Source organism: Limnohabitans sp. Jir72 (assembly GCF_003063575.1).
Classification (GTDB): domain Bacteria; phylum Pseudomonadota; class Gammaproteobacteria; order Burkholderiales; family Burkholderiaceae_C; genus Limnohabitans_A.
On record NZ_NESC01000007.1, the window covers coordinates 218,849 to 243,028 of the forward strand.

Here is a 24,180-nt window from a genome sequence, read left to right on the forward strand (position 1 = left end):
TTTTTTGAAAAGGATCAGGGAATGCGGCGCGGATCGACGTCCGTGACGCCATCGGGGTTCAGCCCCAAACGGGCCGACGCGTGCAAGGGCACAGCGGGCAAAACCTCGTCTACATGGGCCTGCACAGGCTCGTGGCGCAAGGCCTGCAAAGCGGCCAACGCGTAGTGCGCAAACCACAATGAAGAAAAAGCAAACACCAAGGTGTAGATCCAGATCGCCACAGGCACCAAAATCACAAAGGCCGCCGCAAACAAAGCACCCGATGCCCACACCAGGCTGGGCGCTGCGCCCATCAGGCCAGTGATCACGCCGATCGCCAGCAAGCGCATGCGGTGGCGTGCCATCAGTGTGTGGCGCTCGTCTTGGCTGGCAAATTCGGCCAACACGTCAAACGCCATCACGCGGTAAGTCAGCCAGCCCCAGACCAGGGCGGGTAACAACATGGCCAAAGGCGGCACCAGCCACAAAGGCAAAGTGAGCAAGAACGCGCCCAGGGCCAACAAAACCGAGCCCAAAGACCAGACCAGACTGCTCAAAAAGCTGGCGCCTTGCTTGCGCTGCATCTGCGGGAAGCGCCGGTCCATGACCATGCGGGTCAAGGCCGGCGTCATGAGCACAGAGACCGCCAGCAAAGACACGACCACCACCAAAGGCGTGACCGAAAAAATCACCATCAAGGGTGCCACCACGGTCTTGAGGTTGGCAAACCCCACCCCTTCGAGCCAGCGCCAGACGCCTTCGAGCCAACTGGACGCTTCGAGCCAGCGCTGAACCGTCAAGACCGCAACATCCCAATACATGTAGCCCAGAAAGCCCGACAACGCGACCGTCAGGACCAAAGGCAGCAAAGACAAGCCGATGACGCGGGGCATCAGGCAATACATGGCGGCACGCCAAAAAGAATCGATCAACAACTTCATGAGGCCAAGCTTATCAGCTCACTGAACCATCAGGCCCAGCCCAGCAGCCGCAGCACGCCCAGCCACTGTTGCGCCCAAAAGCCTTGGCCGTAATCGCGGCCTTGCTCGACCTGATCACGCACGCCCGTGGCGTCGTAGCGCAGCTGAAAGTCGGCTGTGCCAAACAGCATGTCCCACCAAGGCAAGAGCACCCCGAAGTTGCAGCCACCCAGGACTTTGCGCCCTTGCAACTCGGACTCGTGGCCAATGCCGATGCTGTGGTGCCTGCGGTGAAAGCGCGGGCTGACCCACAAGCGCTCGCCCACCCGCCCAAACCACATGCGCACATTGGCGTGCTGGAAGTTCTCGCTCAACTGGCTCACGGCCACCACCGCCACAAACTGGCCCGGCCCCACACCCACCAACATGGCCACCGCGGCCAGCAGCAAGCTGGTGATGACGTCGTCCAGCAGGTGGTTGCGGTTGTCAGACCACATGGTCATTTGCCGCTGCGCATGGTGCAAACCATGCAAAGCCCACCAAGGCGCCGACTGGTGCTGAGCGCGGTGCAGCCAGTAATGCACAAAATCAAAAAACACCAGATAAATGACAAAGCTGACCACCGCCTGGTCGGTCACACCGGGCCAGACCTGGTCCAGATGCCAAGTGGGCAAACCCATTGTGCGCAGCTGGCCCCAGACGTTTTCAAACCAGGTCTCCAGCGTGAAGAACATCACCAGCTTGAACAGCCCCAAACGGTGGATCACGGTGTAGAGGATGTCCACCTTGACCGCCCTCGCATCGGCCATCGGCTCCACTGGCCAGCGTTTTTGCATGGGCCCGATCACCGCCAGCATGACCGCGATCTGCAGCAAACCGACCACCAACCAGCCCGTGCCTTCGTAGGCCGTCTCCAGCAAATTCCCTTGGCCCAGCGCAAAGCTCAGCGGCTGCACCACAGTCTCAAAAAGCCATTGCTGCAAAAAAGCGAATGCGTCGGTCAATGCTTCCATGGGCGTCATTGTCCCGAAACAGCATGCCCTGAGAGTTGCAGTGGGTGTTGCGCGATCCAGTCCTTGTACTGCGGATGCTCGCGCAAAGTGGCAAAACACAGGCCCCGGGCTTTGAGGCCTTCAATCAGCGGCTCCAGCACCGCAGGTGCCCACGGATCCTGGCGCGACCAGATGCCCAAATGCGCCATCAGAATGTCGCCCGAACGAATGCGCGACAAAGCTTTTTGCAAGAGCTGCACGCTGGGGAACTTGTCGCTGGGCAATTCATCGCCCAGAAAACCGGCATCGGCCCAGCCCACATGCGCATAACCGCATTGGCGGGCTGCCTGCAACAAGGCTGGCGATGTCTTGCCGCCCGGTGCCCTGAACAGCGGCAAGGGCCGCTGCCCGGTCATGTCTTGCAAGCGCTGCGCGGCCTGGCGCAAGTTGGCGCAATACTGCGCCGCAGTCCACTGCAGGTCTTGCCCGGCCTGCGCACCCGAGCTGGGGCGAATCTTGAAATGACCGGCCTGCGCACCTTGAAGGTCGGCACGCCAATACGCGTGGTCCCAGGTGTGCGATGCAAAGGCATGGCCTTCGGCCGCCCGGTCGCGCCACCAAGGCGCCCAGTGCTGGCCTAAAGTGCCGTCGCCTTGCTGGGTTTTCTCTTGTGCGGCGAAGAAGGTGACCTTGACGTTCTGCCGCTGCAACACCTGCGCGATCAGAGGCGCCACGCCCATGTGGCCGGTGTCAAACGTCAAATAAACCGGCTGACGGCAAGCGGCGGTTTGCGCCGTCGCCGCCGTGCTCAGGGCAGCCAAACTCAGGGCTGCCAGCGCCCAATTATTGGCGCGGCGCATGGTCCAAAGTCCACACCCCGTGTGGCGACTTGCCCACCGGCACCTGCTTGACCACTTTGCGCGAAGCGATGTCGATCACGGTCAATTTGCGAGCCCAGCGCGAGGCCAGCAAAATGAACTTGCCATCGGCCGTGATGTCCATGCAATCGGGGCCGGACGGGCCCGGGAACTCGGCCACCACTTGCAAGCTGTTGTAGTCAATCTGGCTGATGGTGTTGGCCACGCGGTTGCTCACCAACACATGCTGGCGATCGCCCAAGGCGCGAAAAGCATGAGCGCCTTTGCCAGTGAGCAGCAATTTGATTTTGCGGGGTGTACCGCTGCTGACGTCGTAAACCTCAACACCCTCGCCACCGGTGAGACCGACCAGCAAGGTCTTGTCATCAGGGATGCCGAATACATCGGCAGGCATGGCCCCTGTTTGGACGCGGCTTTTGAGGGTCTGCGTCGCCAGATCAATCGTCACCAGTTCGTTGCTGTCTTGCATCGTGGCCCAAAGGGTCGTGCTTTTGCTGTCGATCCACATGTGGCTGGGCGTTTTACCCGTCTGAATGCGCTTGGCCAAAGTGGCGTTGTGACCATCCCAACGGTAAACGTCCACATGGTTCAAGCGGTTGGCAGCCGTCACGAACCACTTCATATCGGGCGAAAAGCGCAACTGGTAAGGGTCCAAAATGCCGGTGACCGTGCGCTGAATCTGTGCGGTTCGCGGGTCAATGAACGTCAGTGAATCGCTCAAAGCATTGGCCACAATGACCGACTTTTCATCGGGCGTCAGGTACAGGTGATGCGGCTCTTTACCAGTGGGAATGCGTTTGGTCTCGGTCCAAGTGGACGGATCAATCACGCTGACATTGCCATCCAAAGAATTCAAAATGAAAACGGGTGCCGGGGAATTGGCCCAAGCGGCCATTTGGAAAAAACAAAGGGTCAGTGGACCCAGATAACGGGAAAATCGGTACAAAACAATCTCGCGATAAGCTTTCTAGAAGCGCTCAAGTGTAATCGGGCATCGTCAAGGGCATCTGATGCAAGTCATTTCTTATCAAACCGTCAACGTACACGGCATCAAACTGGAGGCGCAAACCATCCAGCCACCAACCACAAGCCATGAACCTACCCTCGTGTTTTTGCACGAAGGTCTGGGCAGTGTCTCGCTTTGGCGCGATTGGCCCGCCCAGCTGTGCCAGCATCTCGGTTTGGCTGGATTGGTCTATTCACGTCAAGGTTATGGTCAATCGGATGCCACGCCGGACGTTCGCGGCCCTTCTCGCAGAGAAAAAGGCCTGCGTCATGGTCGGCTACTGCCCGACTACATGCACCGCGAAGCACTGGAGGTGCTGCCCACGCTGTTGCTCACCTTGGGCATCGCTCGCCCCCTGCTGGTAGGCCACTCCGATGGCGGCACCATCGCTTTGATCCATGCCAGCCATCACCCCGTGTCAGGCTGTATCGTCATGGCGCCGCATGTGATGGTGGAAGACATCTCAGTGCGCGCCATCACCGCTGCGCGCCAGGCCTATGAACACGGCCCGTTGCGCACGCGCTTGGCCCCTTTTCACGCCAACGTGGACTGCGCGTTCTGGCAGTGGAACGACGTATGGCTGAGCGATGCTTTCCGTGCTTTCGACATCCGCGATGAACTGACAAGAATTCAGGCCCCATTGCTGGCCATTCAGGGCGAAGACGACCCCTATGGAACCATGGCGCAAATCGACGACATCGCCGATAAAGTGCCGCACGCCACATTGCTGAAGATACCGTCTTGCGGCCATTCACCACACAAAGACGCGCCCAAGGCCGTAGCACTCGCCATCGGGGCATTCGTGCCAACGATCAGGGCTTGAGCAAGGCCAGATCATCCTCGGTCAACCAGCGCCATTGCCCGGGTGCCAAATCGTTCAACACGAGGCCGCCAATTTGTGAACGGTGCAAACCTTCCACCCGGTTGCCCACTGCCGCCAGCATGCGTTTGACTTGGTGGTATTTGCCTTCGGTCAGGGTCAGCCTCAGGTGCAACTCGCCCACGGCTTCGCAAGCCGCGGCTTTGACGGGCTGGGGGTCATCGTCCAGCACCACACCGCTCAGAAGTTTGTCCACCATCTCAGGGGTGATCGGGTGTTTGGTGGTCACTTCATACACCTTGGGCACATGGTGCTTGGGTGAACTCATCTTGTGGATGAACTTGCCGTCATCGGTCAGCAGCAGCAATCCCGTGGTGTCTTGGTCCAACCTGCCCACCGCCTGCACGCCCTGCACTGCGGCTTTTTGTGGGCGTTGGCGCAAAGGGGCAGGCAGCAAGGTATAGATGCTCGGCCAAGTCGATGGCTTTTGCGAACACTCGGTGCCTGCGGGCTTGTTCAGGAGCACATAGGCGTGCTCCTTGAACGGCCAATCGGTGCCCTGCACGTTGAAAATCAAACCTTCGGGTTCGAAGAATTCACCCGCATCGGTGACCACCTCACCGGCCACCTTGACATAGCCTTGCTGAACGAGACCGGCACACACACGGCGGGTGCCAAAACCCTGGCTGAACAAAATGTCTTCCAGGCGCATGGGTTTCAGGGATTTGGTTTTCATGGGGCATGATTGTCACCTCGAAATGCCACAGACTTTGCAGGAGCCCCATGACGATGAGCGCAGCACTCGACACCCTGACCCACATGAACAACACGCTCACGGCCTGCAAGCAAGGCACCGTGTCCCAAAACGTGTTGATCCAACAGTGGCGAAACGATGCGGCCCTGTTGGGCTTGCCCGACAAATTCGGCGTGGTGCTGGGCAACCTGCTCGACCGCCTGGAATCCAGCGCCCTGTTCAGCGAAGAAAGCTGCTCATTCAGCCAGAAAGACTTGCTGGACAGCCTGCTGGTCTGGGCGGACAAAGCCAGAGCGAGCATCGCCCACACCGCCTGATCCTCCGCAGACACTCAGCTTTCGGGGGACGTATGCCTAACTGGGCTTTCTAACCTATCGCCCACGGGGTGGGCTCCTACAAATACCAACCTTATCGCCCACGGGGTGGGCTCCTGCAAATACAAACCCTATCGCCCACGGGGTGGGCGCCTACAAATACCAACTCTGGCCGTGTAGCCCACTGGGGATCGCCCAAAGACATGTGCGTGCACAGCCCCACCAACGAGAACGGGCCCCAAAGGGCCCGTTGTCTTGCGCACAGCAGCTGATTACTTCAAAGCCTTGAAGCGCACGCGCTTGGGCTTGGCACCTTCTTCGCCCAAACGGCGTTTCTTGTCGGCTTCGTATTCTTGGTAGTTGCCGTCAAAGAACACCCACTGGCTGTCGCCTTCGGCAGCCAAGATGTGGGTTGCAATGCGGTCCAGGAACCAGCGGTCGTGGCTGATGACCATGATGGAGCCCGCGAATTCCAAGAGCGCGTCTTCCAAAGCGCGCAGGGTTTCCACGTCCAAGTCGTTGGATGGCTCGTCCAGCAGCAACACGTTGCCGCCTTCGATCAGGGTTTTGGCCAGGTGCAAACGACCGCGCTCACCACCCGACAGCATGCCCACTTTCTTTTGCTGGTCGCCGCCGTTGAAGTTGAAGCGCCCGCAGTAGGCACGGCTGGCCATCTGGAACTTGCCCACGTTGATGATGTCCAAGCCACCAGAGACGTCTTCCCACACGGTTTTGTTGTTGTCCAAGTCATCGCGGTTCTGGTCCACAAAGGCCATCTTGACGGTCTGACCGATGGTGACTTCACCGCTGTCGGGCTGCTCTTTGCCGGCGATCAGCTTGAACAGGGTCGACTTACCGGCACCGTTGGGGCCGATGATGCCGACGATGGCGCCCGCAGGCACTTTGAAGCTCAGGTTGTCGATCAGCAAACGGTCACCAAAGGACTTGCTGACGTTTTTGAATTCGAACACTTCGTTGCCCAAACGCTCGGCCACAGGGATGAAGATCTCCTGGGTCTCGTTGCGCTTTTGGTATTCGTGGTCGCTCAACTCTTCGAAGCGGGCCAAACGGGCCTTGCTCTTGGCCTGACGGCCTTTGGGGTTGGCGCGGGCCCACTCCAGCTCTTTCTTCATGGCTTTGGAACGGGCGTCTTCGGTGCGCTGCTCTGTGGCCAAACGGGCGTCTTTTTGCTCCAACCAATTGGAATAGTTGCCCTTGTAAGGAATGCCGGAGCCCCGGTCGAGTTCCAAAATCCACTCGGCGGCGTTGTCCAAAAAGTAGCGATCGTGGGTGATGGCCACCACCGTGCCCGAAAAACGCGACAAAAACAGTTCCAGCCAGTCCACGCTTTCAGCGTCCAAGTGGTTGGTCGGCTCGTCGAGCAAGAGCATGTCGGGGCGCGACAACAGCAAACGGCACAGGGCCACACGGCGCTTTTCACCGCCAGACAGTTTGCCGATGATGGCGTCCCAGGCAGGCAGGCGCAATGCGTCGGCGGCGATTTCGAGCTGGTGCTCTGACGCATCGCCCGCTGTGGAGATGATGGCTTCGAGCTGGGCCTGCTCGGCGGCCAGGGCGTCAAAGTCGGCGTCTTCTTCGGCGTAGGCGGCGTAGACCTCTTCCAGGCGGGCTTGCGCGGCCTTGACTTCGCCCATGCCGCTTTCGACGGCTTCGCGCACGGTCTGCTCAGGGTCCATCACGGGTTCCTGTGGCAAATACCCGATCTTCAGGCCCGCCATGGGAATGGCTTCGCCTTCGATCTCTTTGTCGATGCCGGCCATGATCTTGAGCAAAGTGGACTTGCCCGAGCCGTTGGTGCCCAACACGCCAATCTTGGCGCCGGGGAAGAAAGACAGCGAAATGTCTTTGAGAATATGACGCTTCGGGGGCACGATCTTGCCGACCCGGTTCATAGAGAAAACGTATTGAGCCATGGTGTGTAACCTGAGTGAAGTAGCGCGGGCTTGCCTCTGTGAGGTCAAGTTCCAAGTCCGCCGATCTGAACACCAAATCGGGGCTGTGCAACCCGGCATTATCCCAGCAGAAGCCCCCAAGCGGCCAATCTGATCGTGCACAAGGCCAATCTGGGCTGAAAAATGCCCAAGACCACATCGACTTGACGCCTCAACGCCGGCCGAAAATCGCCGTGCCCACCCGCACCATGGTGCTGCCTTCTGCAATGGCGGGGGCCATGTCGGCCGACATGCCCATCGACAAAGTATCGAGCGCCAGCCCCTGCGCGATGAGGGATTCCAGCAACAGCCGCCCCTGGCGGTGCACGGCGCGGGCTGCCGCCTCGGACTCGGCAGGTTCGGGGATGGTCATGATGCCTCGCAGCTGCATGTTCGGCAAAGCCGCCACCGCCTGAGCCAGCGCTGGCAAGTCTTGTGGGATCACGCCCGATTTGGTTTCGCCGCCGTCGACATTGACCTGGATGCACACCTGCAAGGGTGGCAAGCTGGCCGGCCGCTGCTCCGACAAGCGCTGGGCGATCTTCAGGCGGTCGATGCTGTGGACCCAGTCAAAGTGCTCGGCCACCATGCGGGTCTTGTTGCTCTGGATCGGGCCAATGCAGTGCCACTCCAAAGGCAAGTCGTGCAGCGCGGTGATCTTGTCCACCGCTTCTTGGATGTAGTTTTCGCCAAAAGCGGTTTGCCCGGCGGCATGGGCAGCGCGCACGGCATCGGCCCCCCAGGTTTTGGAAACTGCCAGCAAGCGCACGCTGGACTCAGCGCGCCCTGCGGCTTGGCAGGCGGCCTGGATCTGCGCATGCACCTGCGCCAAATTGTCTGCAATCGAAACGTTCATCCGCCCAAGCGTACCAAATGCCATGTCGCCCAATACACAGACACCCTGCGGGGTTGGGCGCGGGACTGCTAAATTAGCGGCCTATCTTTTTCATCCAGAGACACATCCATGAGCCAAATCGCCAACAAGACCTACGAACCGACACCCGCCCGCCAAGTGGCCTTTTTGGGCCTGGGCGTGATGGGTTACCCCATGGCCGGGCATCTGGCCCGTGCAGGCCACCGCGTCACGGTGTACAACCGCAGCGCCGCCAAGGCCGTGGCCTGGTTGGCCGAATGCCCTGGCAACGCCAGCGCGCCCACACCGCGTGAAGCCGCTGCAAACGCCGACATCGTGTTCGCCTGCGTGGGCAACGACGCCGATTTGCGCAGCGTCGTCTTAGGGCCAGACGGCGCTTTTGCCGGCATGAAGCCCGGTGCCACCTTTGTGGACCACACCACCGCATCGGCCGAAGTGGCCCGCGAGCTGCACGCCGAAGCCCAAAAACTGGGCCTGCACTTTGTAGACGCCCCGGTGTCGGGTGGCCAGGGCGGCGCGCAAAACGGCGTGCTCACCGTCATGTGTGGTGGCGATCAAGCCGCATTCGACAACGTGCGCCCTGCTGCGATGGCTTTCTCTCGCGCCTTCACCTTGCTGGGCGAATCGGGCGCAGGCCAGCTGGCCAAGATGGTCAACCAGATCTGCATCGCCGGGTTGGTGCAGGGCTTGTCCGAAGCCGTGGCCTTTGGCCAAGCGGCAGGTCTGGACATGCACCAAGTGCTGGACGTGATCGGCAAAGGTGCCGCACAAAGCTGGCAAATGGACAACCGCGGCAAAACCATGGCCGACGACAAGTTTGACTTCGGCTTTGCTGTGGACTGGATGCGCAAGGACCTGGGCCTGGTGCTGGACGAGGCCAAGCGCAACGGTGCCCGCTTGCCTGTGACCGCGCTGGTGGACCAGTTCTATGCCGACGTGCAGAAAATGGGCGGTGGCCGCTGGGACACCTCCAGCCTGATCCGTCGCCTGCGCTGAGCAGGTTTTGCCGGGCTGAGCCTGTCAAATCACCACAGGCTCAGGCTCCAGACGAATCCCGAAGCGCTCGTACACACTGGTCTGAATGGCCTTGGCCAGTGTCATCACTTCCCCCCCCGTGCAAGGGTGCTCGGCAGTGCCCCGGTTCACCAGCACCAGCGCCTGCTTTTCATACACCCCGGCGTGGCCCACGGTCTTGCCCTTCCAGCCGCAAGCGTCGATCAGCCAGCCCGCCGCCAGCTTGATGGAGCCATCAGGCATCGGGTAATGCACCACCTTGGGCTCGCGCGCGATGATGTCGGCGCATTGCTCAGGCGTCACGCTCGGGTTCTTGAAGAAACTGCCCGCGTTGCCAATCACCTGCGGGTCGGGCAGTTTGGCGCGGCGAATGGCGACGACCCAGTCAAAAATCTGCCGGGCATCGGGGTTGTGGATGCCGGTCTCGGCCATCTTGCGCTCCAAGTCCAGATAGCCCAGCTCGGGCTTCCAGCGCTTGGGCAGCGCAAAGCGCACACGCAAAATGACCGCACGGCCAGCCAGGCCCAAACCATCCGCGCCACCTGAGGCGTGCTTGAAAACCGAATCGCGGTAACTGAAGCCGCATTGCGCCGCGTTCAGGCTGAACAGCTCCCCCGTCAGCATGTCCATCGCGTCGAGCGAGTCAAAGCGGTCTTGCAGCTCCACACCATAGGCACCGATGTTTTGCACGGGCGAAGCCCCCACCGTGCCGGGAATCAGCGCCATGTTTTCCAGACCCGGGTACCCCTTGTCCAGCGTCCAGGCCACCAGATCATGCCAGTCCACGCCCGCACCAGCTTCAACAATCCAGTGTTTGTCGGTCTCAGAGGCAAGATGAAGGCCTAGCACCTCCACCTTGAGCACCAGCGCCTTGACGTCACCGGTCAAAACGATGTTGCTGCCGCCACCCAGCACCTGGCGCGGCAAGGTGGCCAGCGCAGGGTCGGCCAGCACGGCACGCAAGTCGTCCTCTGAGCGCACGCGCACCAAAGCATGGGCTTTGGCGGCAATGCCGAACGTGTTGTACGGCTGCAGGGGGACATTTTTCTCCAAGTTCATGGGAGAATTGTCGCATCCTCAACCTTTGAATTTTTCAGCCATGCCCTCGTTTGATACCGTTTGCGAACCCAATATGGTCGAGGTGCGCAACGCCGTTGACACCTCCGCCAAAGAAATCGGCACCCGTTTTGACTTCAAAGGCACCTCTGCCAACATTGAACTCAAGGACAAAGAGATCACGATGTTCGGCGATGCCGACTTCCAGCTCACCCAAGTCGAAGACATCCTGCGCAACAAGCTCACCAAACGCAACGTGGACGTGCGCTTTTTGGACATCGGCAAAGTCGAGAAAATCGGCGGCGACAAGGTCAAGCAAGTGATCAAGGTCAAGAACGGCATCGAGACCGAAGACGCCAAGAAAATCACCAAGCTGATCAAGGACAGCAAGATCAAGGTGCAAGCGTCCATCCAGGGCGACGCGGTGCGCGTGACGGGCACCAAGCGCGATGACCTGCAAGCGGCCATGGCGCTCTTGCGCAAAGACATGACCGAGCTGCCCCTGTCGTTCGACAACTTCCGCGACTGAGCCCCAAAAAATGGCGGTGCTGCTCGTGCAGACCGCCAGTTTCAGATTCAAGCCTGATGCGTCAGGCTTTTTTTGCGCCCAATTTCGACTCGGTCCCCGCCAGCAGGCGGTTGATGTTCTCGCGGTGACGCCACACCAAGAGCAGCGCCATGACGGCCAAGCACAGCACCTCGGCACCAGCGGCTTGCCAGGCCACGCCGTCACCGAACAGGTAAAACACCGGTGCAAACACCGCCGCCACCATGGACGCCAGCGAGACGTAACGGCTGAAATACACCACGATGGCAAAGGTGCCCACGGTGGCCAGCGCCAGCCAAGCGTTCACACCCACCAGCACGCCCACCGCCGTGGCCACGCCCTTGCCGCCTTTGAAGCCAAAAAACACCGGGCACAGGTGCCCCAGAAAAGCCGCCAGGCCCGCCAAGGCGGCCACGCTTTTGCCCAAGCCATAAGGCTGGCCATAGGCCAGCACCAATGCCACAGGCAACCAGCCCTTGAAGGCGTCCAGCAACAAAGTCAGGATGGCCGCTTTTTTGCTGCCCGAGCGCAGCACATTGGTGGCACCGGGGTTTTTGCTGCCGTAGCTGCGCGGATCGTTCAGGCCCATCACTTGGCTGACGATGACCGCAAAACTGAGCGAGCCCACCAAATATGCGGCCAGCACCGCGCCCACTTGCATCAACCATGCCATCGGTATCTCCCTTGTTTTTGAATTGGCGTCATTCTGCCAGCGCGCAATTCACCGGCTTGGCAGCCAGCAGTTGCACACACACCTGCGGGTCGATGCCCACCAAATACCCGCGCCGACCGCCATTGATGCAGATGCGCGGCAAGGCCAGGATGGACTCTTCGATGAAGACCGGCATGGCCCGTCGCGTGGCAAAGGGCGAGGTGCCGCCCACCAGGTAACCGCTGTGGCGGTTGGCCACCTCGGGGGCGCACGGCTCGATGGATTTGAGGCCCACTTGCCGCGCCAGGTTTTTGGTGGACACCTTGCGGTTGCCGTGCATCAGCACCACCAGCGGCTTGGCGTCCTGGTCTTGCATGATCAGGGTTTTGACCACGCTGAACGGGTCCATGCCCAGCACCTGCGCGCTGTGCTGGGCACCGCCATGCTCCAGGTACTCGTAGGGGTGCTCGGTGAAATCCACCCCGTGCTGGCGCAAGAGCGCCGTGGCAGGGGTTTCACTGACTTTGTCTTTCTTGGCCATCGCCTCAAATCACAAAGCCGGGTCGCGCATTTCCCATCGGATCGCATCAATCGCCTTTAGCACTTCAGGTGACAGCTTGGTCGACCAAGCGGCCAAGTCTTCGTTCAATTGCGCCACCGAGGTCACGCCAATGATGGTGCTGGCCACGCTCCAGCGGTGGTAGCAAAACGCCAGCGCCATCTGGGTGGGGGTCATGCCATTGTCACGGGCCAGCTGGTTGTAGCGACGCGCGGCGACCAGAGCCTCGGGGCGGCCCCAGCGCTGCTTGCGCACCGAGTCATACCGCGCAATGCGACCGCCATCGGACTTCAGTGGCCCGGTCACGTCCAAATCATCGTACTTGCCGGTCAACATGCCAAATCCCAAGGGTGAATAAGCCAGCATCGACACATTGAGACGGTAGCAAGTTTCGTCCAACGCGTTGTCATACGTGCGGCTGACCAGGCAATAAGGGTTTTGCACCGTGGCCACGCGTGGCAAGCCGTACTGCTCGGCCAAGCGCACAAACTCGTGCACACCATAAGGCGTTTCGTTGGACAGGCCAACGTAGCGCACCTTGCCCGCTTGGACCAGTTTGGACAAAGCCTCCAGCTGCTCATGCAGGGACGTGGCCGATTTGTCTTTGGCCGGATCGAAATACGTCATGCCGAACACGGGCACATGGCGCTCGGGCCAGTGGATCTGGTAAAGGTCGATCACATCGGTTTGCAAGCGGCGCAAGCTGCCTTCGCAGGATGTGAGGATGTCCTGTCCTGTCAGGCCCGAGCCTTCGCGCACCCAGGGCATGCCCCGCGATGGACCGGCCACCTTGGTGGCCAACACCAGCTTCTGGCGAGCACCGGGGTTTTTGGCAAACCAGTTGCCGATGTAGGTCTCTGTGAACCCACACGTCCCGGCTGTTGCGGGCACGGCATACATCTCGGCCGTGTCGATGAAATTGATGCCTGCTTCCAGCGAGCGGTCCAAAATCGCATGCGAATCGGCTTCGTTGACCTGCTCACCAAAGGTCATGGTGCCCAGGCAGATGGGGGTCACTTGCAAATCGGATTGGCCGAGTTGAACGAGTTTCATGGTGTTTCCTGTCGGTATGGCAATAGGATAAGACAAGCCGCACTCGGGCTTGGCCTGTTCAGGCTTATTTTGTCACGGGCGCGCTCAGGCTTTTGTCGCCGAAGCTCTCGCCTCCTCCTGGAGCCGCAGCACGCGCCGCTGCACCTTGCCGGTGGTGGTCATAGGCAGCTGGTCGATGAACTCGATCTCTTTGGGGTATTCATACGGTGCCAGCAGGCCGCGCACATGGGCCTGCAACTGGGCACGCACCGCGTCATCGAAAGCGGCTTGTCCAACACCCGAGGGCCTTTTGGCCAGGCAATCGGGCGACATCACCACATAGGCCTTGACCACCGCACCTCTGTCCGCGTCAGGCTTGGGCACCACCGCGGCATTGGCCACAGCAGCGTGTTTGACCAGGCAGTTTTCGATCTCGCCGGGGCCGATGCGGTAACCCGCCGCCTTGAACATGTCATCGGTGCGGCCTTGGTACCAAAGGTATCCGTCCTCGTCGCAGACGGCCATGTCGCCGGTGCGGCACCAGTCGCCCGTGTATTTGGCCATGGTGGCTTTGTCGTTGTTCCAGTAGCCCAAAAAGAACACCGGGTCAGGCTGGCCATGCACATCCAAGCGGTTCACGGCCACTTCGCCCGGCGTGCCTGCGGGGCACAGCTGTCCGGCTTCGTCGATGACGGCGACCTGGTGACCGGGGTAGCCCTTGCCCATGCTGCCGGGCCGCGCTGACCACAGGCGGGCGCAGTTGCCCACCACGTAATTGATTTCGGTCTGGCCAAACATCTCGTTCACCGTGACACCCATCTGCTCTTGGCAGTAAGCAAACACCGCATCGCCCACCGCTTCACCCGCACTCATCATGGCTTGCAGCTTGAGGCGGTAGCGGGCCTTCACATCGGGCACGGCCTTCATCATGGCCTTGAGCGCGGTGGGGAACAAAAACGTGTGCGTCACGCCATGGCTTTGCAAAATCTCAAACGCCGCCTCGGGCGAAAAGCGCCCGTTGAACGCCACGATGGGCCGGCCAAAGTAGAGGCTGGGCAGCAAGGCATCCATCAGCCCGCCCGTCCACGCCCAGTCGGCCGGTGACCAGAACACCGCCTTGGACGCTTGCTTGGCTTGGAAAGGGTCAAAGCCAAACCAGTTCTGGCTGCAGACAAAGCCCGTCAGGTTGCCGATCAAGGCGCGGTGCGGGATCAAGGCCCCCTTGGGATTGCCCGTGGTGCCGCTGGTGTAAATCAAGACGGCCGGATCGTCGGCCAAAGTGGCCACCGGCTTGAACTGCGCGGGGCTGGCCGCGCAGGCCTTGGCGTAATCCAGGTCTGCCGCAGCTGCCGCCTCGCCGACACCGATCAGGCATTGCAAACCCGGGCAATCGGGCCGGGCTTGCTTCAAGGCGTCCACGGTGGACTCGTCGCACACCGCCACACGCGCTTGGCTGTCGTTGATGCGAAAAGACAAGGCCTCAGGCCCAAACAGCATCGACAGCGGCATGGCCACCGCGCCCATTTGCAGCACCGCCATGTAGGCCACAGCGGTTTCAAAGCGTTGCGGCAAAACTATCGCCACACGGTCGCCACGCTGCACGCCTTGCTTTTGCAAAACTTGGCTCAAGCGGTTGGCCGCGTTTTGCAATTGGGCAAAAGTCCAGCTTCGCCCCAGACCCTGCCCGGCCACGTGTTCACGAATCGCCACGCGCCGCGCCGTGGCCGCTTGGGCGGCCCATTGGCCGCAGCAGGCCTCGGCCATGTTGAAGCGCTTGGGCACCTTCCAGCCAAAGCCTTGGTGGATGGCGCTGTAACGGTCTGGCACCTGCGCAGTGCGGGGGTCATCGGTGTGACTGCGTGTCATGGCTTGTCTCCTTATGATCGAAAGTATGTACCAAGTTTTACGTCCCTCCATCAGCTCCTGGGTGCCGCTGCGCGGCTGCCAGTACCACGTGCGACAGTGGGGCACGCCCGCACCCGGCACCACACCTTTGGTGCTGGCCCACGGCTGGATGGATGTGGCTGCTTCTTACCAGTTCATGGTCGACGCCCTGTCTGAGGACTTTGTACAGCGGCGGTCCGTCATCGCCTTTGACTGGCGCGGCTACGGCCTGACCGAAGCGCCCGCCACCGACAGCTATTGGTTCCCCGACTACCCGGCCGATCTGGACGCGCTGCTGGACACGCTCTACCCCGGCCAAACCATCGACCTGGTCGGCCACAGCATGGGCGGCAATGTGGTCATGATGTACGCGGGCGCCCGCCCCGAGCGCATCCGCCGCCTGGTCAACATCGAAGGCTTTGGCATGCCCGCCACCCGCCCCACCCAGGCCCCCGGCCGCATGGCGCAGTGGCTGGACGAGCTCAAGGCCACGCGCCAAGGCGACAACGACCTCAAGACCTACACCAGCGCCGACGGCGTGGCCGCCCGGCTGATGAAAACCAATCCCCGCTTGTCACAAGACAAGGCCGACTGGCTGGCCCAGCATTGGGCGAAACCAGACGCCAAGGGCCAGTGGCGCATCTTGGGTGACGCGGCGCACAAGGTGATCAACCCTTATCTCTACCACGCCGAAGAAACGCTGGCGACCTACGGCCGCATCGGCTGCCCCGTGCTGGCGGTAGAAGCCACCGACGACTCGCTGGGCTTGTGGTGGAAAGGCAAATACACCTTGGACGAATACCACGAGCGCCTGAAGTCCGTGCCGCAAGTGCAGATCACCCGCATCGACAACGCCGGGCATATGCTGCAGCACGACCAGCCCGAGCAACTGGCACAGATGCTGGAAAACTTCCTGATGAATTGAATGCTTTGCGCTGACACGGGCATTTAAAATCGCATGTTCATACCAATCATCCAGGGATTTTCTGTGCGTCACTCCACATCTGCATTGCTCAGCGTTGCCATCGCCAGCTTGATGGCCACCACCACTGTCCATGCGGGCACATCCGAACAGCACTGCCCGTCCTTTCTGGCTGTGGATGGCGCGCCGGAACCATCGCACAAAGGCGAATTCACCTTCTCGCCTTTTACCCACCACTGGGCTTACAGCGCCGAGCACAAACCCGTGGTGCTGGTGGCTTTGGATGAGCAACTGCCGGGCAACCGCTTTTGTGGCTTGGCATTTTTCAGCAACTCCTTTGGCCAACCCTCAACCTATGTGTATGCAGGCCAGCAATACAACAATTTGATGGGCAACCCCAATGTGTTCGTCAAAGTGACGGCAGGGATTTTGTACGGATATGTTGGCAAATACCAGGACAAAGTGCCACTCAACCACGGTGGTTTCTCGCCTGCCATCATCCCTTCTATCGGTTATCGCCTCAACGAGCACGACTCGGTACAGGTCAAAGTGCTGGGCAACGCGGGCCTGATGTTCTCTTACGGCCGCAGTTTTTAAGCACTGGCACGGCCTGCCCGAGGACCAAGTCATGAGAAAATGTCCGGTTTACCGAACCGGACTTTCCTCATGGACGCAGAACACATCAACCAAATTGGCGCATCCCTCACAGACCTGACCGCTCGTACCCACGAGTTACGGGGGTATCTTTGACTACGATGCCAAATCTGAACGGCTGAGAACCGTCAACGCATCACTCGAAGATCCTTCGGTCTGGAACGACCCCAAGAAAGCCCAGGAACTGGGGAAAGAAAAAAAAGCCCTCGACGGCGTGGTGGTCACCATCACCAACCTGACCAGCGAGCTGGCCGACAACCTTGAACTCTTCGAGATGAGCAAGGAAGAAGGCGACGACGATGGCCTCAAGACCATTGAAGCCGAAGCCGCCAAACTGGCCAAGCTGGTGGAAGACCTTGAGTTTCGCCGCATGTTCCGCCACGAGGCCGACCCACTCAACTGCTTTGTCGACATCCAAGCGGGTGCTGGTGGCACAGAGGCGTGCGACTGGGCCAGCATGCTGCTGCGCCAGTACATCAAGTACGCCGAACGCAAAGGCTTCAAAGCCACCGTGGAAGACGAAACACCTGGCGACACCGCGGGCATCAAGGGCGCAACCATCAAGATCGAAGGCGAATACGCCTTTGGCCTGCTGCGCACCGAAACCGGCGTGCACAGACTGGTGCGCAAGAGCCCCTTTGACTCCTCGGGCGGCCGCCACACGTCTTTTGCCTCGCTGTTTGTGTACCCCGAGATCGACGACTCGATCGAGATCAACATCAACCCGTCTGACGTGCGCACCGACACCTTCCGTGCCAGCGGCGCGGGCGGTCAGCACATCAACAAGACCGACTCGGCCGTGCGCCTGACGCACATCCCCACCGGCATCGTGGTGCAGTGCCAAGACGGCCGAAGCCAGCACAGCAACCGAGACGTGGCTTGGCAACGCCTGCGCTCGCGCCTGTATGACTTTGAAATGCGCAAGCGCATGGAAGAGCAGCAAAAGCTGGAAGACACCAAGACCGATGTGGGCTGGGGTCACCAGATCCGCAGCTATGTGCTGGACAACAGCCGCATCAAAGACTTGCGCACCAACGTCGAAATTTCGGCCACCCAAAAGGTGCTTGATGGCGACCTTGATGCGTTCATCGAAGCCTCACTGAAACAAGGCCTCTGAGCTGCTCAGACCTCAACAAAAACGGAGTTAGTGATGCGTGAAGGACAACCCACCGCGATCCAGCGCGAGGCGTACACCGCCCCGGCTTTCTGGATCGACACCGTCGATCTGACCTTTGATCTGGACCCGGCGAAAACCCGCGTCCTGAACAAAATGCGCCTGCGCCGCAACCCCGACGTGGCGGCCCAAGCCCTGCGTCTGGATGGCGAAGACCTCAACCTGGCACGGGTGCTGGTCAACGGTGGCGGCACCTCGTTCAAGATGGACGGCAATGTGCTTGTGCTGGAGAACTTGCCCGAAGGGACGGACGCCTTCGATCTGGAAATCTTCACCACCTGCAACCCCGAGAAGAACACCCAGCTGATGGGCTTGTACGTCAGCCAAGGCACGTTCTTCACCCAGTGCGAGGCCGAGGGTTTCCGCCGCATCACCTACTTCTTGGACCGCCCGGACGTGATGGCCAGCTACACCGTCACGCTGCGCGCTGACAAAGCCAAATACCCGGTGCTGCTGAGCAACGGCAACCTGGTCGAGCAAGGCGCGCTGGACGACGGACGTCACTTTGCCAAGTGGGTCGACCCGCACAAAAAGCCTTGCTACCTGTTCGCCCTGGTGGCCGGTCAGCTGGTCGCACGCGAGCAACGCATCACCAGCCGCAGCGGCACCGAGCATTTGCTGCAGGTGTTTGTGCGCCCTGGCGACCTCGACAAGACCGAGCACGCGATGAACTCGCTCATGGCCAGTGTGGCTTGGGACGAAACGCGCTTTGGCCTGCCGCTGGACCTGGAACGCTTCATGATCGTCGCCACCAGCGACTTCAACATGGGCGCGATGGAAAACAAGGGCCTGAACATCTTCAACACCAAGTTCGTGCTGGCCAACCCGGCCACCGCCACCGACATGGATTTCGGCAACATCGAATCCGTCGTGGGCCACGAGTACTTCCACAACTGGACAGGCAACCGCATCACCTGCCGCGACTGGTTTCAACTCTCGCTCAAAGAAGGCCTGACGGTCTTCCGCGACCAAGAGTTCAGCCAAGACATGGCAGGCGTTGCCAGCGCCCGCGCCGTCAAGCGCATCGAAGACGTGCGGGTGCTGCGCACGGTGCAGTTTGCCGAAGACGCCGGCCCCATGGCCCACCCGGTACGCCCGGACAGCTATGTCGAGATCAACAACTTCTACACCGTCACCATCTACGAAAAAGGCTCTGAAGTCGTTCGCATGATGCAAACGCTGGTGGCGACGCCATCTGACCTGCAAGGCCGTGATGGTTTCGCCAAAGGCATGAAGCTTTACTTTGAGCGCCACGATGGCCAAGCTGTGACCTGCGACGACTTTGCGCAAGCCATTGCCGACGCCAACCCCGGCAGCGCCTTGGCGCAAAACCTGAGCACGTTCAAGCGCTGGTACAGCCAAGCCGGCACCCCGCGCCTGCAAGCGCGTGGTGCCTACAACGCGGCCGAGCGCAGCTACACCCTCACGCTGTCACAAAGCTGCCCCCCCACGCCCGACCAAGCCAGCAAACAGCCCTTCGTGATCCCGGTCACGCTGGGCCTGCTGTCGCGCGATGGCCAAGCACTGTCCTTGCAACAAGCTGGCAGCGCCGATGTGTTGCCCCAGCAAACCCTGGTGCTGACCGAAGCCAGCGCCAGCTACACCTTCGTGAACATCGACAGCGAACCTGTGCCCTCGCTGCTGCGCGGTTTCAGCGCCCCGGTGGTGCTCGACGATGGCCTGAGCAATGCCGATCTGCTGTGCCTGTTGGCCCACGACAGCGACCCCTTCAACCAATGGGAAGCTGGTCAACGCCTGATGCTGCAAAGCGCTGTGCAAGCGCTGACGCAGGCCGAGGCTTCGGGCCCCGTGCTTTCAGATGAGCTGGTCACGGCCTTGCGCAACGTGCTGCGCCAGCCGGGCCTGGATGCCGCCTTCAAGGACCTGGCCCTCACCCTGCCTTCCGAGAACTACATCGCCGACCAACTGAGCGTGGTGGACCCACAACGCGTGCACGCCCTGCGCGAAGCCATGCGCCTGCAACTGGCCACCGCCTTGCAAGCCGAGTGGCAATGGGCCTGGGACGCACACCGCAACAACGGCGCTTACTCGCCTGATGCGCAATCCAGCGGCCGCCGCGCCCTGGCAGGTCTGGCCATGGGCATGCTGTGCATTGCCGCCGTTCAGTCGGGCGACGACGTGACGCCCGGCCGCGTGTACCAACAGTTCAAGGACGCGGGCAACATGACCGACCGCTTCAACGCGCTGTCGGCCCTGGTGGTCAGTGGTCACGCATTGGCGCACGACGCGCTGGCGCGTTTCCACAAACTCTTCCAGCACGAAGCCCTGGTCATCGACAAATGGTTTGCCCTGCAAGCCGGTGCGCCCGACCGCGCTGGCGACGTGCTGCCGCGTGTGCGCCAACTCATGCAACATGCCGACTTCAGCCTGCGCAACCCCAACCGCGCCCGCAGCCTGATCTTCAGCTACTGCAGCGCCAACCCCGCCGCCTTCCACCGTGCAGACGCCGCAGGCTATGTGTACTGGAGCGAGCAGGTGCTGGCCCTGGATGCCATCAACCCGCAAGTGGCCGCCCGCCTGGCCCGCGCCATGGACCGCTGGAGCCGCCTGGCCGAGCCCTACCGCAGCGCAGCCAAAGTGGCCATCGAACGCGTGGCCGCCAAAGCCGACCTCAGCAACGACGTGCGCGAAGTCATCAGCCGTGCCTTGAGTGCGGCTTGATCACACGCCGCTTGAGCACACGCCACTTGAACCGAATCAAGGAAACCCCATGAGCAAAATCTCCCTCTCCCGCTACCTGGTCGAACAGCAACGCGACAAAGGCCACATCCCGGCCGACCTGCGCCTGCTGCTTGAAGTGGTGGCCCGTGCCTGCAAAAGCATCAGCCACGCCGTCAACAAAGGCGCTTTGGGCGGCGTGCTGGGCAGCGCCGAAAGCGAAAACGTCCAAGGCGAAGTCCAGAAAAAACTCGACATCATCGCCAACGAAGTGCTACTCGAAGCCAACGAATGGGGCGGACACCTCGCGGCCATGGCCTCCGAAGAAATGGACAGCATCTACCTGGTGCCCAACCGCTACCCGCAAGGCGAATACCTCTTGCTGTTCGATCCCCTCGATGGCTCGTCCAACATCGACGTCAACGTCAGCATCGGCACCATCTTCAGCGTGCTCAAAAAGCCCGAAGGCAACCAAGGCGTGACCGAGCAAGACTTCTTGCAGCCTGGTCACCAGCAAGTGGCCGCAGGCTACTGTGTATACGGCCCGCAAACCACCTTGGTACTGACCGTGGGCGACGGCGTGAGCATGTTCACCCTGGACCGCGAACAAGGCTCTTTTGTGCTCACACAAGAGAACGTGCAAGTGCCTGCCGACACCAAAGAATTCGCCATCAACATGAGCAATATGCGCCACTGGGACGAGCCCGTGCGCCGCTACATCGACGAATGCCTGCAAGGCAAAGAAGGCCCGCGCGGCAAGGACTTCAACATGCGCTGGATCGCCAGCATGGTGGCCGATGTGCACCGCATCCTGACCCGTGGTGGCGTCTTCATGTACCCCTGGGACAAGCGCGAGCCGCACAAACCCGGCAAGCTGCGCCTGATGTACGAAGCCAACCCCATGAGCTGGCTGGTCGAACAAGCCGGTGGCGCCGCCACCAACGGCAAACAGCGCATCCTCGACCTGCAACCGAGCCAGCTGCACGAACGCGTGAGCGTGGTGTTGGGCTCCAAGAACGAAGTCGAACGCCTGACCAGCTACCACGCGCAGGTATAATTTTTGAAGGTTAGCCGGTGTAGCTCAGTCGGTAGAGCAGCTCATTCGTAATGAGAAGGTCGGGTGTTCGATTCATCTCTCCGGCACCAACCCACATCAGGGTCAGCAGGTCTAGGTCTGCTGACCCTTTTTTGTGACCTCAACTGGCCAGCACTGGCGCCCGATGCACGCGCAGTGGCTTTTTCTTCAAGTCCCGCTCGGTTTGCCACAAGTCGTAGGCCGTCTGTTGGCCAAGCCACAGGCGGGCGTCACCACCACGGTCTTTGCCCAACCATTTCTCAAGCCGCAAAGCCATTTCCGATGAAATCGCTGCATGGCCATTCAGCACACGGCTCAATGTGTTGCGGGTCACATCCAATTGCGCGGCAGCCTCAGTCACGGTCAAACCCAAAGCGGGCAACACGTCATCACGCAGCGTCAGGCCAGGGTGAGGTGGATTGAACATTTCGGTCATGGTTTTCCTCTCAGTGGTAGTCCTGGTCGTCCACCAGGATGGCGTCCTCACCCTCAAACGTGAACGTCATGCGCGTAACGATACACGCAACAACTCATAGGTGCACCGCAGTCAAGCACTGCCCATTTGCACAGCCCGCCAGGCTCTTGGCGTGAGCCTTGCGAGCCCCATCATCAGGCTCATCGTCGTTGACTTCGGGTGCGCCATGTTTGTTGCTTTAGCCTTGTTTTTGATTTTCCCGCCCATGGAGCCGGGTAAGTTCACACCAGCCCAGCAGTTCATCGCCCTCGAGACCCAAAAGCTCCGGTTGTTTGAATATGGGCAGACCTTCAAACTGCACCGCCGCAGCCGCGCCGAACTCTATGCCGCGGCCACGCAACGCTGAGCATCGAGCCCGCCCCTTACACTGCTCAAAAATAGAACCTCACGCCGCCATGTCTGAAATCGACCGCCTGTACCGCTACAAAACCTTGCTCAGCAGCCGCCGGGCCATGGCGCGTGAAGACATCTTGAGCGAGCTGGAAATTTCTCCAGCCACCTTCAAGCGCGACCTGGCCAAGCTGCGCGATCGGCTCAACTCGCCCATCGTGTTTGACCGCGACCTGGGCGGCTACCGGCTTGAAAAACCCGACAACGCCACCGAGCTGCCGGGCTTTTGGTTCAGCCAGGACGAGATCCTCGCGCTCATGACCATCCAAACCATGATCGTGCAACTCAACCCCGGCTTGCTCGGCCCCAAGCTGCAGCCCCTGCGCAAACGGCTGGACGACATGCTCACCCACCAAGGGCTCGACCCGCAGCTGCTCACGCAACGTGTGCGCGCTGTGCATGCGGGCAAGCGCCACCTGCCGCTGGCGGCTTTTGAGCACGTGGCCAAAGCCACCTTCGAGCGCAAACAAGTGCGCATCCAGCACCACAACCGCATGAGCGGCCAAACCATCGAGCGCGACATCTCGCCGCAGCAACTGATCCACTACCGCGACAACTGGTATGCAGACGCCTGGTGCCACCTGCGCAAAGAAGTGCGCAGCTTCTCGATCGACGCGATTCAAAACGCCACCGTGCTCGACAAAGACGCCAAAGACATCGACCTGCAAGCCATGCGCCAGCAGCTGGACGGCGGTTACGGCATCTTTGGCGGCAGCCCCAAAGACTGGGCCGAGCTGCGCTTCAGCGCCGCCCGCGCTGGCTGGGTGCGGCACGAAAGCTGGCACCCTCAACAACAAGGCCTGCTGCACCCCGACGGCAGCTACACACTGCGCCTGCCCTATGCCGACGAGCGCGAACTGATGGGCGACATCCTGCGCTTTGGCGCCGAGGTCGAAGTGCTCAAACCCGCCGCCTTACGCCACAAGGTGCAGGCCGAAATTGTCCGCATGGCCGCGCTATACGGCCGCTGACACGGGCGCTGATACGGCCGCTGATACCGCCGCTGCCTCGCCCTGCGAAGAATTCAATGAAGCGGGCTGCGAAACGGCAAGCCCTGCGGCCTCCAGCGCACCCGTGTAGAGGTCGCGCAAAAAATCACTGGCCACACACAGGCGCAAGCACTGCAAGTGCGGCGCCACACGCTCTGCACGCGAGAACACCTTGGCCGTGATCTGCGCCGCCAGCATGGGCGGAAATGCAAACACCCCCGTGCCTATCGCAGGCAGGGCCATGGTGCGTATGTCGTTTTGGTGAGCGCCCTGAATGGCCGCTTGCAAGGCCTGCTCCAAAATGGCTGGCGCATCGTCGTGGTTGGTGTACGAAGCCGCACGCACATGGATCACCCAAAGGTTGGGCAACTTGAAACCCGGCGTGACCAAAAAAGCGCCATAGGCCAGCGGCGCAAAAGGCTTGCAATACTCCTCCAACTTGGGGCCAGCGGCGGTATGAATGGCCCCCGCCACACCCGAGCCCAAACGCAAATTGGCATTGGCACTGTTGACCACGGCCTCCACATCGGGCTGTTTGACGATATTGCCGACAACGACTTCGATCTTCATGGCTTGACTCCTGTGAACG

Annotated in this window: 25 protein-coding genes and 1 tRNA gene; 12 read left to right on the forward strand and 14 right to left on the reverse strand. The window is 60.8% G+C overall.

The features are described 5' to 3' along the window. Positions 1 to 14 precede the first annotated feature (14 nt). The 4 genes from B9Z52_RS11800 to B9Z52_RS11815 are packed head-to-tail and all read right to left on the reverse strand — an operon-like array spanning position 15 to position 3,664. Positions 15 to 920, reverse strand: coding sequence for an EI24 domain-containing protein (locus tag B9Z52_RS11800; RefSeq protein WP_108414042.1), 906 nt, complete (start codon positions 918 to 920; stop codon positions 15 to 17). 29 nt (positions 921 to 949) lie between these two features. Further along, on the reverse strand, positions 950 to 1,912 hold the full coding sequence (locus B9Z52_RS11805) for a sterol desaturase family protein (RefSeq protein WP_108414115.1): 963 nt from the start codon (positions 1,910 to 1,912) through the stop codon (positions 950 to 952). Between the two features lie 5 nt (positions 1,913 to 1,917). Beyond that, positions 1,918 to 2,751, reverse strand: a complete 834-nt coding sequence (locus B9Z52_RS11810) for a polysaccharide deacetylase family protein (protein WP_108414043.1) — start codon at positions 2,749 to 2,751, stop codon at positions 1,918 to 1,920. Then, on the reverse strand, positions 2,735 to 3,664 hold the full coding sequence (locus tag B9Z52_RS11815) for a hypothetical protein (protein WP_108414044.1): 930 nt from the start codon (positions 3,662 to 3,664) through the stop codon (positions 2,735 to 2,737). Before B9Z52_RS11815 ends, B9Z52_RS11810 begins: the two co-directional genes overlap by 17 nt. A 115-nt stretch (positions 3,665 to 3,779) precedes the next feature. Between B9Z52_RS11815 and B9Z52_RS11820 the strand changes: the two genes are divergently transcribed. Then, positions 3,780 to 4,598: an alpha/beta fold hydrolase gene (locus tag B9Z52_RS11820; RefSeq protein ID WP_108414045.1), complete on the forward strand. Its 819-nt coding sequence runs from the start codon at positions 3,780 to 3,782 to the stop codon at positions 4,596 to 4,598. Here the strand turns inward: B9Z52_RS11820 and B9Z52_RS11825 are convergent. Continuing rightward, on the reverse strand, positions 4,588 to 5,307 hold the full coding sequence (locus B9Z52_RS11825) for a pseudouridine synthase (RefSeq protein WP_108414116.1): 720 nt from the start codon (positions 5,305 to 5,307) through the stop codon (positions 4,588 to 4,590). The two genes, B9Z52_RS11820 and B9Z52_RS11825, sit on opposite strands and share 11 nt — an antisense overlap. A gap of 77 nt (positions 5,308 to 5,384) precedes the next feature. Between B9Z52_RS11825 and B9Z52_RS11830 the strand changes: the two genes are divergently transcribed. Next, a complete protein-coding gene (locus B9Z52_RS11830) occupies positions 5,385 to 5,666 on the forward strand; it encodes a hypothetical protein (protein WP_108414046.1) in 282 nt (93 codons plus the stop codon). Between the two features lie 269 nt (positions 5,667 to 5,935). Here the strand turns inward: B9Z52_RS11830 and ettA are convergent, their stop codons facing one another. Then, on the reverse strand, positions 5,936 to 7,597 hold the full coding sequence (gene ettA / locus B9Z52_RS11835; protein WP_108414047.1) for an energy-dependent translational throttle protein EttA: 1,662 nt from the start codon (positions 7,595 to 7,597) through the stop codon (positions 5,936 to 5,938). A gap of 190 nt (positions 7,598 to 7,787) precedes the next feature. After that, positions 7,788 to 8,471: a YggS family pyridoxal phosphate-dependent enzyme gene (locus tag B9Z52_RS11840; RefSeq protein WP_108414048.1), complete on the reverse strand. Its 684-nt coding sequence runs from the start codon at positions 8,469 to 8,471 to the stop codon at positions 7,788 to 7,790. Between the two features lie 108 nt (positions 8,472 to 8,579). Here B9Z52_RS11840 and B9Z52_RS11845 point away from each other — a divergent pair, with 108 nt between their 5' ends. Further along, complete coding sequence (locus B9Z52_RS11845; protein ID WP_108414049.1) at positions 8,580 to 9,485, forward strand: NAD(P)-dependent oxidoreductase; 906 nt, start codon at positions 8,580 to 8,582, stop codon at positions 9,483 to 9,485. Between the two features lie 24 nt (positions 9,486 to 9,509). Here B9Z52_RS11845 and murB read toward each other — a convergent pair whose 3' ends face one another. Then, positions 9,510 to 10,562, reverse strand: a complete 1,053-nt coding sequence (gene murB, locus B9Z52_RS11850) for a UDP-N-acetylmuramate dehydrogenase (protein ID WP_108414050.1) — start codon at positions 10,560 to 10,562, stop codon at positions 9,510 to 9,512. A gap of 40 nt (positions 10,563 to 10,602) precedes the next feature. On the opposite strand from murB, the gene B9Z52_RS11855 reads away from it, so the two are divergent. Continuing rightward, complete coding sequence (locus tag B9Z52_RS11855; RefSeq protein WP_108414051.1) at positions 10,603 to 11,088, forward strand: YajQ family cyclic di-GMP-binding protein; 486 nt, start codon at positions 10,603 to 10,605, stop codon at positions 11,086 to 11,088. A 61-nt stretch (positions 11,089 to 11,149) separates the two neighbouring features. Here the strand turns inward: B9Z52_RS11855 and plsY are convergent, their stop codons facing one another. The 4 genes from plsY to B9Z52_RS11875 all read right to left on the reverse strand — a co-directional run bounded on the left by plsY (position 11,150) and on the right by B9Z52_RS11875 (position 15,215). Next, positions 11,150 to 11,779 (reverse strand): glycerol-3-phosphate 1-O-acyltransferase PlsY, encoded by a 630-nt coding sequence (plsY, locus tag B9Z52_RS11860; RefSeq protein ID WP_108414052.1) that lies wholly within the window; start codon positions 11,777 to 11,779, stop codon positions 11,150 to 11,152. A 28-nt stretch (positions 11,780 to 11,807) separates the two neighbouring features. Continuing rightward, positions 11,808 to 12,299: an aminoacyl-tRNA deacylase gene (locus tag B9Z52_RS11865; RefSeq protein ID WP_108414053.1), complete on the reverse strand. Its 492-nt coding sequence runs from the start codon at positions 12,297 to 12,299 to the stop codon at positions 11,808 to 11,810. A 9-nt stretch (positions 12,300 to 12,308) separates the two neighbouring features. Beyond that, positions 12,309 to 13,370, reverse strand: coding sequence for an aldo/keto reductase (locus tag B9Z52_RS11870; RefSeq protein ID WP_108414054.1), 1,062 nt, complete (start codon positions 13,368 to 13,370; stop codon positions 12,309 to 12,311). Between the two features lie 84 nt (positions 13,371 to 13,454). After that, positions 13,455 to 15,215, reverse strand: a complete 1,761-nt coding sequence (locus B9Z52_RS11875) for an acyl-CoA synthetase (RefSeq protein ID WP_108414055.1) — start codon at positions 15,213 to 15,215, stop codon at positions 13,455 to 13,457. A 25-nt stretch (positions 15,216 to 15,240) separates the two neighbouring features. Between B9Z52_RS11875 and B9Z52_RS11880 the strand changes: the two genes are divergently transcribed. The 6 genes from B9Z52_RS11880 to B9Z52_RS11905 all read left to right on the forward strand — a co-directional run bounded on the left by B9Z52_RS11880 (position 15,241) and on the right by B9Z52_RS11905 (position 21,808). Then, entirely contained in the window at positions 15,241 to 16,158 is a 918-nt protein-coding gene (locus B9Z52_RS11880) for an alpha/beta fold hydrolase (RefSeq protein ID WP_108414117.1), read from the forward strand. Positions 16,159 to 16,221: 63 nt separating this feature from the next. Next, positions 16,222 to 16,752 carry a hypothetical protein gene (locus B9Z52_RS11885; RefSeq protein ID WP_233251937.1) on the forward strand — a complete coding sequence of 177 codons (531 nt, stop codon included), beginning with the start codon at positions 16,222 to 16,224 and terminating at the stop codon, positions 16,750 to 16,752. Positions 16,753 to 16,821: 69 nt separating this feature from the next. Further along, positions 16,822 to 17,926 (forward strand): peptide chain release factor 2 gene (gene prfB, locus B9Z52_RS11890; RefSeq protein WP_108414057.1). Its coding sequence is split into 2 segments (ribosomal slippage): positions 16,822 to 16,902 and positions 16,904 to 17,926, totalling 1,104 coding nucleotides; the frame shifts between segments, so codons are not numbered across the junction. A 33-nt stretch (positions 17,927 to 17,959) separates the two neighbouring features. Then, a complete protein-coding gene (gene pepN, locus B9Z52_RS11895) occupies positions 17,960 to 20,665 on the forward strand; it encodes an aminopeptidase N (protein WP_108414058.1) in 2,706 nt (901 codons plus the stop codon). A 49-nt stretch (positions 20,666 to 20,714) separates the two neighbouring features. Then, the gene (locus B9Z52_RS11900; RefSeq protein ID WP_108414059.1) at positions 20,715 to 21,719 is read left to right on the forward strand and encodes a class 1 fructose-bisphosphatase; all 1,005 of its coding nucleotides are present in this window, start codon (positions 20,715 to 20,717) and stop codon (positions 21,717 to 21,719) included. Positions 21,720 to 21,732: 13 nt separating this feature from the next. Next, positions 21,733 to 21,808: transfer RNA gene (locus B9Z52_RS11905), tRNA-Thr, on the forward strand. Positions 21,809 to 21,858: 50 nt separating this feature from the next. On the opposite strand, the gene B9Z52_RS11910 is transcribed toward B9Z52_RS11905, so the two are convergent. Further along, the gene (locus B9Z52_RS11910) at positions 21,859 to 22,173 is read right to left on the reverse strand and encodes a HigA family addiction module antitoxin (protein WP_108414060.1); all 315 of its coding nucleotides are present in this window, start codon (positions 22,171 to 22,173) and stop codon (positions 21,859 to 21,861) included. A 151-nt stretch (positions 22,174 to 22,324) separates the two neighbouring features. On the opposite strand from B9Z52_RS11910, the gene B9Z52_RS17675 reads away from it, so the two are divergent. After that, entirely contained in the window at positions 22,325 to 22,558 is a 234-nt protein-coding gene (locus B9Z52_RS17675) for a hypothetical protein (RefSeq protein ID WP_233251938.1), read from the forward strand. 49 nt (positions 22,559 to 22,607) lie between these two features. Further along, entirely contained in the window at positions 22,608 to 23,573 is a 966-nt protein-coding gene (locus tag B9Z52_RS11915) for a YafY family protein (RefSeq protein ID WP_158270558.1), read from the forward strand. Here the strand turns inward: B9Z52_RS11915 and B9Z52_RS11920 are convergent. Next, positions 23,559 to 24,161 (reverse strand): macro domain-containing protein, encoded by a 603-nt coding sequence (locus B9Z52_RS11920; protein WP_108414062.1) that lies wholly within the window; start codon positions 24,159 to 24,161, stop codon positions 23,559 to 23,561. The two genes, B9Z52_RS11915 and B9Z52_RS11920, sit on opposite strands and share 15 nt — an antisense overlap. Positions 24,162 to 24,180 lie beyond the last annotated feature (19 nt).

Coding starts and splice junctions, on each gene's coding strand:
- B9Z52_RS11800 (WP_108414042.1), bottom strand. CDS start 920: ATGAAGTTGTTGATCGATTCTTTTTGGCGTGCCGCCATGTATTGCCTG.
- B9Z52_RS11805 (WP_108414115.1), bottom strand. CDS start 1,912: ATGGAAGCATTGACCGACGCATTCGCTTTTTTGCAGCAATGGCTTTTT.
- B9Z52_RS11810 (WP_108414043.1), bottom strand. CDS start 2,751: ATGCGCCGCGCCAATAATTGGGCGCTGGCAGCCCTGAGTTTGGCTGCC.
- B9Z52_RS11815 (WP_108414044.1), bottom strand. CDS start 3,664: ATGGCCGCTTGGGCCAATTCCCCGGCACCCGTTTTCATTTTGAATTCT.
- B9Z52_RS11820 (WP_108414045.1), top strand. CDS start 3,780: ATGCAAGTCATTTCTTATCAAACCGTCAACGTACACGGCATCAAACTG.
- B9Z52_RS11825 (WP_108414116.1), bottom strand. CDS start 5,307: ATGCGCCTGGAAGACATTTTGTTCAGCCAGGGTTTTGGCACCCGCCGT.
- B9Z52_RS11830 (WP_108414046.1), top strand. CDS start 5,385: ATGAGCGCAGCACTCGACACCCTGACCCACATGAACAACACGCTCACG.
- ettA (WP_108414047.1), bottom strand. CDS start 7,597: ATGGCTCAATACGTTTTCTCTATGAACCGGGTCGGCAAGATCGTGCCC.
- B9Z52_RS11840 (WP_108414048.1), bottom strand. CDS start 8,471: ATGAACGTTTCGATTGCAGACAATTTGGCGCAGGTGCATGCGCAGATC.
- B9Z52_RS11845 (WP_108414049.1), top strand. CDS start 8,580: ATGAGCCAAATCGCCAACAAGACCTACGAACCGACACCCGCCCGCCAA.
- murB (WP_108414050.1), bottom strand. CDS start 10,562: ATGAACTTGGAGAAAAATGTCCCCCTGCAGCCGTACAACACGTTCGGC.
- B9Z52_RS11855 (WP_108414051.1), top strand. CDS start 10,603: ATGCCCTCGTTTGATACCGTTTGCGAACCCAATATGGTCGAGGTGCGC.
- plsY (WP_108414052.1), bottom strand. CDS start 11,779: ATGGCATGGTTGATGCAAGTGGGCGCGGTGCTGGCCGCATATTTGGTG.
- B9Z52_RS11865 (WP_108414053.1), bottom strand. CDS start 12,299: ATGGCCAAGAAAGACAAAGTCAGTGAAACCCCTGCCACGGCGCTCTTG.
- B9Z52_RS11870 (WP_108414054.1), bottom strand. CDS start 13,370: ATGAAACTCGTTCAACTCGGCCAATCCGATTTGCAAGTGACCCCCATC.
- B9Z52_RS11875 (WP_108414055.1), bottom strand. CDS start 15,215: ATGACACGCAGTCACACCGATGACCCCCGCACTGCGCAGGTGCCAGAC.
- B9Z52_RS11880 (WP_108414117.1), top strand. CDS start 15,241: ATGTACCAAGTTTTACGTCCCTCCATCAGCTCCTGGGTGCCGCTGCGC.
- pepN (WP_108414058.1), top strand. CDS start 17,960: ATGCGTGAAGGACAACCCACCGCGATCCAGCGCGAGGCGTACACCGCC.
- B9Z52_RS11900 (WP_108414059.1), top strand. CDS start 20,715: ATGAGCAAAATCTCCCTCTCCCGCTACCTGGTCGAACAGCAACGCGAC.
- B9Z52_RS11910 (WP_108414060.1), bottom strand. CDS start 22,173: ATGACCGAAATGTTCAATCCACCTCACCCTGGCCTGACGCTGCGTGAT.
- B9Z52_RS11915 (WP_158270558.1), top strand. CDS start 22,608: ATGTCTGAAATCGACCGCCTGTACCGCTACAAAACCTTGCTCAGCAGC.
- B9Z52_RS11920 (WP_108414062.1), bottom strand. CDS start 24,161: ATGAAGATCGAAGTCGTTGTCGGCAATATCGTCAAACAGCCCGATGTG.